The following is a 9,287-nucleotide window of genomic DNA, read 5'->3' on the forward strand; positions in this document are numbered from 1 at the left end:
GGTCACGGTGACGGCGCCACGGAGCTCGCCGCACCCGGAAGCGGCGTCACTCGACGTCCGCGAGACCGGTGTGCCGGTCAGGCGCGGCACACCAACCGTCCGGACCATCCTCTCGAAAGACGGACCATGCAGCCTCCCCCTTCGCCCCGCCGGCCCTCCCTCGCGCGCCGCGCCGAACGGCCGCTGGCCGGGATGGGCGCGCTCGCCCTCGCCGCCGCCGGTGCCCTCGCCGGTCTCGCGCCCGGTGTCAGTTCCGCCTCCAGCCACCGTGAGGCGCCGCTGATCGCAGGTGATCCCCGCGCGGACAACACCGACGTGTACGCCTTCGTCAGTCCCGACAAGCCGGACACCGTCACACTGATCGCGAACTGGATCCCCTTCGAGGAGCCCAACGGCGGGCCGAACTTCTACGCGTTCGCGGACGACGCGCGCTACAACATCAAGATCGACGCCGATGGTGACGGCAAGGCCGACACCACCTACACCTGGACGTTCAGCAACCACTACCGCGACGACGCGAACCAGTTCCTCTACAACACGGGTGTCGTGAACAACCTGGACGACCAGACGCTGAACTTCCGCCAGACCTACACCCTCACGGAGACCCGTGCGGACGGGTCCACGAAGACCCTCCTCAAGGACGCGGTCGCTGCGCCGTCGAACACGGGCCAGGCCTCGATGCCCGACTACGCGTCGCTGCGCAAGCAGGCGACGTTCGACCTGCCCGGCGGCGGGCAGACCTACGCCGGGCAGGCTGACGACCCGTTCTTCCTCGACCTGCGGGTCTTCGACCTGCTCTACGGCGGGAACCTCAAGGAGTCCGGACACGACACCCTGAGCGGCTACAACGTCAACACCATCGCCATCCAGGTCCCCAAGAAGGACCTCGCGCTCAAGGGCGACCCGACCCGCAACCCCGTGATCGGCGTGTGGTCCACCACCGACCGCAGGGGCGCGACGGTCGTCGGCAGCGGTGACAAGGGCGGCGAGGGCACGAAGGACGACAAGGGCGGCGAGGGCTTCCGACAGGTCTCCCGGCTCGGCAACCCGCTGGTCAACGAGGTCGTCGTCCCGATCAAGTACAAGGACGCCTTCAACGCGCTGAGCCCCGAGAAGGACGCCACCGTCACCCCGGTGGTCGACAAGGTCAAGGACCCGATCGTGCCGAAGCTCATCCAGAGCGTCTACGGCATCCCGGCGCCCGCCACCCCGCGCAACGACCTGGTGGAGATCTTCCTCACCGGGATCTCGAAGAACTCCGGCGGTCCCATCCAGGCCGACCTCAACTCCCAGCTCCTCAACGCCGACGTGAGCAAGGACGCGTTCCTGCCCGGCGAGGAACTGCGCCTCAACATGTCCGTCCCGCCGGCGGCGTCCCCCAACCGCCTCGGTGTCCTCGCCAAGGACCTGGCCGGTTTCCCCAACGGCCGCCGCCTCGCCGACGACGTCGTCGACATCGAACTCCAGGCCCTGGAGGGCGCGGCACAGACCGGAACGATCGTGCCCGCCCTGGCCGCCGGTGACGGCGTGAACGCCAACGACCACGCCTTCGGCACGGCGTTCCCCTACGTCGCACTGCCGAACACCGCCGCCGTCAACCAGGCCACCTCCGGCAACCCCGGCGGCGGCGTCGCCGCCGGCCTCGGCGGCCTGTCCCTGGGCGGCTTCCCGATCGCCGGCGCCAGTGCGCTGGGCGGCGGGGTCCTGCTCACCGCAGCCGCCGTCTTCATGCTGCGCCGACGGCACAGCGCCCAGCGGTGACACGTCCGTTCAGCCGCGGCCGTCGGCCCCTCCTCGCGTGGGGCCGACGGCCCGGGCACGCGCGCAGCCGTCCCAGCCGGAGCACCGCCGTGGCCACGCTGGCTCTCGGCCTCGCCCTGACCGGCGCCGGCACGGTGAGCCTCGCCACCGGATCGGGAAGCCCGGGACCGGCCGCGGTCCAGGACATCGGCGACATCCCCGGGCAGCCGTCCGACACGACGCGCCACGGCACCGCGGGCCCGGCACCCACGAGCCGTCAGATACCGCCGGTGCGGATACGGATACCCCGGATCGGGGTGGACAGCCCGCTCACCGACCTTCAGGTCCAGGGCGACGGACACCTCGGTACACCGGGCGACCCTGCGGTCGCCGGCTGGTGGAGCCAGGGGCCGGCCCCCGGGGACCCGGGTACCGCGGTGATCGTCGGCCATGTCGACTCCCTCACCGGACCGGCCGTGTTCAGCGGCCTGTCCGCCCTGCTCCCGGGCGACACCGTCGCCGTGGACGCGGCCGACGGCACCACCGGTCTCTTCACCGTCCAGGCCCTGCGCAGCTACGCCAAGGACGAGTTCCCCGACGACACGGTGTTCGGGTCCACTGCGGACCCGAGTCTGCGGCTCATCACCTGCGGGGGCGCCTACGACCGGGCCAGCCGGGAGTACCTCGCCAACCTGGTGGTCTTCGCCTCACCGGCCCGCACCGACACCGCGGCCGCCTGACCGAGCAGCCACACCGACACCCCGGCCGCCTGGCCGAGCGGTCGCACCGACCCGCTTCCACCTGGAGTTCGCCGTGAACCGACGCCGCCCTCTGCTGCCGGCCGCCGTGGCCACCGCCCTCGGCGTGGGGCTGTTCCTCGCCGGCGGCCTCGGGCCGGCCCCTCGGGGCGACGGCACCCGAGCCGCCTCCGAGCAGGCGGGCACCGGTCGGGACGCGACCGGCACCGGTCTGGACGCGGACATCCGGGGCCTGCAGGAGCACCTGAGGACGGTCCCCGCGGACGCCCTCGCCATGGCGTCCCTCGGCCTCGCCTACGTCCAGCAGGCCAAGATCACCGCTGACCCGGCCTACTACCCGAAGGCGGAAGCCGTCCTCACCCGGTCGCTGGAGACGGACCCGGCCGAGAACTTCACCGCCATGGCCGGCATGGCCGCCCTCGACGCCGCCCGGCACGACTTCACCGCGGCCCTCGACTGGTCGCAGCGGGCGATCACCGTGAACCCGGACAGCTCCACCCTCTACGGGACCCTCGCCGACGCCTACACCCAGCTCGGCCGGTACCCGGAGTCGTTCGACGCGGTGCAGCGCATGGTCGACCTCAAGCCGGGCACCCCGTCGCTGGCCCGTGCCTCCTACACGTGGGAGCTGCGCGGCGACCCGACGGCGGCCACCGCCGCCATGAAGCGGGCACTCGACGACGCCAACACCCCCGCCGACCGGGCCTTCGCCCGCTACCACCTCAGCCAGCTCGCCCTCGACAACGGCGACCCGAAGACCGCGCTCACCCACGCCGACGCGGGCCTGCGCACCGCGCCCGGCACCGCCTCGCTCCTGGAGGCCAGGGCCAAGGCCGAAGCCGCCCTCGGTGACACCGCCTCCGCCGTCGCGGACCTCCGGCGGGCCGTCACGCAGGTCCCCCAGCCCGAGTACGTGCTCGAACTCGGCGAACTGCTCCAGTCCCTGGGCCGCACGGCCGAGGCGCAGCAGCAGTACCGGGTGTTCCGCGCCGAGCAGCGGCTGTTCACCGACAACGGCGTCGCCCTCGACACCGACGCGGCGCTGTTCGAGGCCGACCACGGCGACCCCGCCGAAGCCCTCGCCATCGCCGAACACGGCCTGACCACAAGGCCGTTCCTGGAGATGCACGACGCCTACGCCTGGGCGCTGCACGCCGGCGGCCGCGACCAGGAGGCGCTGGCACAGTCCGACGAGGCCCTGGCCCTGGGGATGCGCAACGCCCTCTTCCACTACCACCGTGCCGTGATCCTGCAGGGGCTCGGGCAACTCGGCCAGGCGCGCGCCGAGTTGGAGACCGCGCTGGCGATCAACCCGGCGTTCCACCCGTTGCACGCCCCGGCCGCCCGCGCCGCGTTGACCGCACTCGGGGCCGCGGGCTGAGGGACGGGCGCGTCGTCTCCTACTTCGGCCGCGCCACGCGGCTCGGGTCGCCGCCGAGGCCCGCGTACAGGTCGGTCCAGCGGCGGTCGGTGTCGCTCGGCGGCTTGCCGTCGCAGTACGTCTTGGTCCCGTTGGCCGTGTAGAAGCGCATCATCTCCAGCACCGCTCGCGGATCGGACTTCTCCCCGCCGGTGTAGTCGGTGCCCGGCTCCCGGCTCTGGTGCAGGAGGCAGGACGGGGACGGCGTGCCGGGCTGGGCGTCGAAGCTGCCGCCTGGCTCGTCGCCGCAGGCCGCCAGCAGCGGAGCGGCGAGGAGGACCAGGCACAGCAGGTGCGCGCGGCGGGTGGTCATGGTGATCGGCCTCCGGTGGGGGCTGGTGTTCACAGGGTCGAGGGGAGGCTTCGGACGACCAGGCCCAGCCCCACGATCAGGATCAGCAGGGCGGTCAGCAGGGCGCTGTAGGGGGCGATTCGACGCAGTCGGCCGACGACGGGGCCTTCCGCCGTGCCCGCGAGCCGGTCGCCGAGGCGGACCAGGAGCAGGCCGACGGCGGTGAGGGTGGCCGCCATGCCCAGGCCGTAGGCGACCACCAGGGCCGCGCCGAAGAGGGTCCGGCCGAGGGCGACGGCGCCCAGCAGGACCACCAGGGCCGAGGGGCTGGGGACCAGGCCGCCGGCGATCCCGAGGCCGATGAGACGGCGGCGGCCTGGCGTCGCGGAGTCGTGGTGGTGATGGTGGCCGCCTCCGAACAGGCCGTGCCGGTGGCCGTGGTCGCGCCCTCGGTGGTCGTGCCCTCGGTGGTCGTGCCCTGGGTGGTCGTGCCCTGGGTGGTCGTGCCCTGGGTGGTCGTGGGGGTGACCGTGGTGCCGGTGGTGGTGGTCGTGCGGATGAGGGTGCGGGTGGTCGGGGTGGGTGTGGTCGTGTGCGTGGTCGGGAGGGTGCGGATGGTCGTGGTGATCGTTCGGTGCGGGTGCCGCGGACACGTGCGCGAGTTCCCTGAGGGGTTCGTTGCCCGTGCCCCCGTGGGAGTGCGGGAGGTGCTCGTGCGCTCGGGCACTCCGGGCGCGCCGGACCGCGTCCCGCAGCAGGCCGGCGCCGACGGCGGCGACCAGGGCACCGCTGAGGACGCCCAGCCAGCCGAGCAGGACGTCGCCGGCCAGCGAGGAGAACGCCGTCAGGCACAGCCCGACGACGAGGACGCCGGCGGTGTGGGTGACGGTGACGGTGGCGCCGACGGTGACGGCGTCCCGGGTGCTGCCGCGACGGCCCGCGAGGTAGGCGGCCATCACGGTCTTGCCGTGTCCGGGCAGCAGCGCGTGTCCGGCGCCCAGCACGATCGACAGGAGGACGGCGAGCAGGCCGAGCGGGACCGTGAGCCGCCGGGTGGCGCCGAGTTCGGTGAGGCGGGCGTCGAGGCCGGCGAGCCAGGCCGTGGGCCCGGAGCCGTCCGCCGTCACGCTCGCCTCGCGGGCGGGTGCCGCGTCGTCGCCGGGACGGGCGTGGAACTGGGCGCGGGTGACACCGCTGGGGCTGTCGAGCAGGTCGCGGGGGTAGTCCCGCAGTTCCTTGGAGACCGACCGGGCCGGAACGTCGGTGTGATCGACCGTGGTCCCGTCGCCGCGGGCGGTGATCTCGTTCCATCCGACCCGGCTCGGGTCGCTCCCGCTGGTGACCCGCACCGTGGTGCCGTCGGCCGGGAGGTGCAGGTCGGCCCGGAGGACGCACTCCAGGCGGCTGGTGCGCAGGCCCGCCGATCCGTCCTCGTACCGGAACCGCGCGGAGTCCGTTCGCCAGGTCAGGGCCGCGGCCGCCCGGTCGGTCGTCACCTGGAGGCCCTGCGCGGTCCGGGCGCACTGCTCGGCGGCCCAGGCGGTGCGTTCGTCGTCGTCGACGGTGCCGTCGCCGTTGCGGTCGATCCTCGGCTGTTCCTGGAGGGTGGGGATCTCGGCGGCGTCGGTGACGGCGAGGACCTCCAGGCTGTCGGGGTGGACGGTGAAGCCGAGGTAGTGGTTGAGGGAGAAGTTCCCCAGTGGATGGGCGTCTGCGGCGGGTACGGTGACGCCGAGCAGGAACAGCGTGCCCGACACGGCCACACCTGCCCGGGCGAGGAATCGGGGAACCGCCACGCTGGGCCTCCGGGGACGGGGCCGGCCGCCGCGGCGAAGCCCGGCCCGGCAGGAAGGGGATGCGGGCGCGATTGCCCGACGCACACCATCCGGGCCCGGAGGTGACTCGGGATTGGCACCACTCCGGCCCGGGCGGCGGCGTCACTCCGCCGGGGCATCACCTCCGGACACCCGTTCCCATGCATCGAACGGATGGCCGCAGCCCGGCGGACCTGCGACAAGGCGCCGGTGTGCACCTCCTCGCGCCCCCGGCGCGCCCCGTGACAGGACTCCTTGTTGCACCCATAGTGCACCTACAACCTCACCGCACCGACTGCGGTGCGGCAGCAGCAGATGCAGGAAGGACACCCATGGCCTCCTCATCCGTCTCCCCCTCCCAGGACCCGCCGAGATCCCCCCGCGCGACCGCCGTGGCGTCGATCACCCGTCAGGAGTGGCGGCGCCTGGCCGGGATGGGGGCGTTCGTCGTCGCGCTGCACGTGATCGGCTGGGTGACGCTGGTCGCCGTCGTCGCGCCCGAGCACCACACCGTCGGGGAGAAGAGCTTCGGTGTCGGGATCGGCGTCACCGCCTACACCCTCGGCATGCGGCACGCCTTCGACGCGGACCACATCGCCGCGATCGACAACACCACCCGCAAGCTCATGGAGCAGCACAAGCGGCCGCTCTCCGTCGGATTCTGGTTCTCCCTCGGGCACTCGTCCATCGTGTTCGCCCTCGCCGTCCTGCTCTCCTTCGGAGTGAAGTCGCTCGCCGGCCCCCTCCAGGACGACGGTTCCGGCCTCCACCGGGTCACCGGCCTGATCGGCACGGCGGTGTCCGGCTCGTTCCTGTACCTGATCGCGATCGTCAACCTCGTCGTCCTGGTGGGCATCTGGAAGGTGTTCCGGCAGATGCGCTCCGGGCACCTGGACGAGAGCGCGCTGGAGGAGCAGCTGGACAAACGGGGCCTGCTGAACCGGGTGCTGGGCCGGGTGACCCGGTCGGTCGGCAAGCCGTGGCAGATGTACCCGCTGGGCATGCTCTTCGGCCTCGGGTTCGACACCGCGACCGAGATCGCCCTGCTGGTGCTGGCCGGTTCCGGGGCCGCGTCGGGTCTGCCGTGGTACGCGATCCTGTGTCTGCCGGTGCTGTTCGCCGCCGGGATGTGCCTGTTGGACACCATCGACGGGTCGTTCATGAACTTCGCCTACGGCTGGGCGTTCTCCAAGCCGGTCCGCAAGATCTACTACAACCTGACCATCACGGGGCTGTCGGTCGCCGTCGCGCTCGTCATCGGCACCGTCGAGCTGCTGGGCCTGCTCGCCGACAAGCTCGACCTGCACGGTGCCTTCTGGGACTGGGTGTCCGGGCTGGACCTCAACACGGTCGGCTTCGTGATCGTCGGCCTGTTCTTCGCCACCTGGGTCATCGCGCTCGCGGTGTGGAGGTTCGCCCGGATCGAGCAGAGATGGAACGTGCCGACCCCGGTCGCCGCGCCGCCGGCCGCCACGAACGAAGGCTGAGGCCGCGTCAGGGACGGCAACGCGGACGAAAAACGAGTGGCGTGCACCCGGGCAGGTGACGTCGCTGGCCCAGGGGAGTGAGGCAACCCGACCACACCTGCACCGCTCGCGAAACCGTGACGGGATCCGGTCCACAGTGCCGAGTGCGGCTGCCCAGCCGGATCCCCGCTCCGCCGCTCCCTCGGCGCGGAGCGGAACCCGCCCGTCACGGAAGCGAGAACCCCACCCGCATGAACGTCACGCGCCGACCTGCCCGCAGAAGCCCGACCGCCCGTACCGCCGCGATCCTCACCAGCATGAGCCTCGCGCTCGCCGGCACCGCGATCCTCGGATCCGGCGCCGGTACCGGCAACGCCTCCAGCCACCGCGAGGCGCCGCTGATCGCGGCCGACCCGCAGGTCGACAACACCGACGTCTACGCCTTCACCAGCCCCGACAACCAGGACACCGTCACCCTGGTCGCCAACTGGCTGCCGTTCCAGGAGCCCAACGGCGGCCCCAACTTCTACCCCTGGGCCGACGGGGCGCACTACGACATCAACATCGACTCCCAGGGCACCGGCAAGCCCGACCTCACCTACCGCTGGACCTTCCACACCGAGGACCGGCGCGGCACCGACACCTTCCTCTACAACAACGGCGTCGTGAACAACCTCACCGACCCCACCCTGCTGTTCCGCCAGTACTACACGCTCCAGGAGCTGCGCCCCGGCTGCGACCCGGTCACCCTGGTCGAGCACGGCACCGCCGCCCCGTCCGACACCGGCCGCGCGTCCATGCCCGACTACGCCGGGCTGCGCCGACAGGCCACCGTGCAACTGCCGGGCGGAGGACAGACCGTGGCCACCCAGGCCGCCGACCCGTTCTTCCTCGACCTGCGGATCTTCGACCTGCTCTACGGCGGCAACCTCTCCGAGGTCGGCCAGAACACCCTCGCCGGGTACAACGTCAACTCCCTGTCCATCCAGGTGCCCAAGAGCCGCCTCGCCCACAAGGGCGACGCGACCCGCAACCCCGTCATCGGTGTCTGGTCCAGCACCGAGAAGCAGACCCTGAAGCTCAGCCCCGGCAAGGCCGAGCCGGCCGGCACGTTCGTCCAGGTCTCCCGCCTCGGCAACCCGCTCGTCAACGAGGTCGTCCTGCCCGCCGGCCTCAAGGACGCCTTCAACTCCCTCCCGCCGTCCGAGGACCACAACCAGCCCGCCGTGGTCGCCAAGGTCCTCAACCCCGAGGTGCCGCAGCTGATCCAGGCGATCTACGGCCTCCCGGCCCCGGCCACCCCGCGCACCGACCTCCAGGAGATCTTCCTCACCGGCATCGCCAAGGCCACCGGCGGCCCCTTCCAGGTGGATCTGAACTCCCAGCTGATGAACCGGGACATCGACCCGAAGAGGTTCGTCCCCGCCGAGGAACTGCGGCTGAACATGTCCACCCCGGTCACCCCGAACCCCGACCGGCTCGGCGTCCTCGACGGAGACCTCCAGGGCTTCCCCAACGGCCGCCGCCTCACCGACGACGTCGTCGACATCGCCCTCCAGGTGATGGAGGGCGCCACCCCGGGCCACCTCATCCCCGCGCTCGCCGCCGGCGACAAGGTCAACACCGCCGACAAGCCGTTCGGCACCACCTTCCCCTACCTCGCGCTGCCGTACGACAAGGCCGTCAACCAGCCCAACTGACCTTCCCCGCCGGGTGGGGGGGCCCCGCTTGCGCCGCCCGGCCCCCGCCCCACCCCCCACGCACCCCACCCAAACCTAGGGGGAGAACGCACCGCGC

Annotated in this window: 7 protein-coding genes; 5 read left to right on the plus strand and 2 right to left on the minus strand. The window is 72.3% G+C overall.

Going from position 1 to position 9,287, the window contains the following annotated elements:
- Positions 1–126 precede the first annotated feature (126 nt).
- The 3 genes from ACFV04_RS01235 (at position 127) to ACFV04_RS01245 (ending at position 3,879) form a co-directional block, all read left to right on the plus strand.
- Positions 127–1,761 (plus strand): DUF4331 domain-containing protein, encoded by a 1,635-nt coding sequence (locus ACFV04_RS01235; RefSeq protein ID WP_380334366.1) that lies wholly within the window; start codon positions 127–129, stop codon positions 1,759–1,761.
- Between the two features lie 89 nt (positions 1,762–1,850).
- Positions 1,851–2,480, plus strand: a complete 630-nt coding sequence (locus ACFV04_RS01240) for a class F sortase (RefSeq protein ID WP_380525961.1) — start codon at positions 1,851–1,853, stop codon at positions 2,478–2,480.
- 73 nt (positions 2,481–2,553) lie between these two features.
- Positions 2,554–3,879, plus strand: coding sequence for a tetratricopeptide repeat protein (locus tag ACFV04_RS01245; RefSeq protein ID WP_380525963.1), 1,326 nt, complete (start codon positions 2,554–2,556; stop codon positions 3,877–3,879).
- Positions 3,880–3,898: 19 nt separating this feature from the next.
- Here the strand turns inward: ACFV04_RS01245 and ACFV04_RS01250 are convergent, their stop codons facing one another.
- Together ACFV04_RS01250 and ACFV04_RS01255 are read right to left on the minus strand one after the other, a co-directional pair.
- Positions 3,899–4,231: a hypothetical protein gene (locus ACFV04_RS01250; RefSeq protein WP_380525965.1), complete on the minus strand. Its 333-nt coding sequence runs from the start codon at positions 4,229–4,231 to the stop codon at positions 3,899–3,901.
- 29 nt (positions 4,232–4,260) lie between these two features.
- Positions 4,261–5,967: a high frequency lysogenization protein HflD gene (locus tag ACFV04_RS01255; protein ID WP_380525967.1), complete on the minus strand. Its 1,707-nt coding sequence runs from the start codon at positions 5,965–5,967 to the stop codon at positions 4,261–4,263.
- 389 nt (positions 5,968–6,356) lie between these two features.
- Here ACFV04_RS01255 and ACFV04_RS01260 point away from each other — a divergent pair, with 389 nt between their 5' ends.
- Positions 6,357–7,511 (plus strand): HoxN/HupN/NixA family nickel/cobalt transporter, encoded by a 1,155-nt coding sequence (locus tag ACFV04_RS01260; RefSeq protein ID WP_380334352.1) that lies wholly within the window; start codon positions 6,357–6,359, stop codon positions 7,509–7,511.
- A 296-nt stretch (positions 7,512–7,807) separates the two neighbouring features.
- Positions 7,808–9,190: a DUF4331 domain-containing protein gene (locus tag ACFV04_RS01265; RefSeq protein WP_380525969.1), complete on the plus strand. Its 1,383-nt coding sequence runs from the start codon at positions 7,808–7,810 to the stop codon at positions 9,188–9,190.
- The last annotated feature ends 97 nt before the right edge of the window (positions 9,191–9,287 follow it).

This window comes from Kitasatospora sp. NPDC059599, assembly GCF_042735125.1.
Lineage (GTDB): Bacteria > Actinomycetota > Actinomycetes > Streptomycetales > Streptomycetaceae > Kitasatospora.

Excerpts from the sequence above, each read along its gene's own strand:
- ACFV04_RS01260 (WP_380334352.1), top strand. The coding sequence starts at position 6,357 with ATGGCCTCCTCATCCGTCTCCCCCTCCCAGGACCCGCCGAGATCCCCC.
- ACFV04_RS01265 (WP_380525969.1), top strand. The coding sequence starts at position 7,808 with ATGAGCCTCGCGCTCGCCGGCACCGCGATCCTCGGATCCGGCGCCGGT.
- ACFV04_RS01250 (WP_380525965.1), bottom strand. The coding sequence starts at position 4,231 with ATGACCACCCGCCGCGCGCACCTGCTGTGCCTGGTCCTCCTCGCCGCT.
- ACFV04_RS01235 (WP_380334366.1), top strand. The coding sequence starts at position 127 with ATGCAGCCTCCCCCTTCGCCCCGCCGGCCCTCCCTCGCGCGCCGCGCC.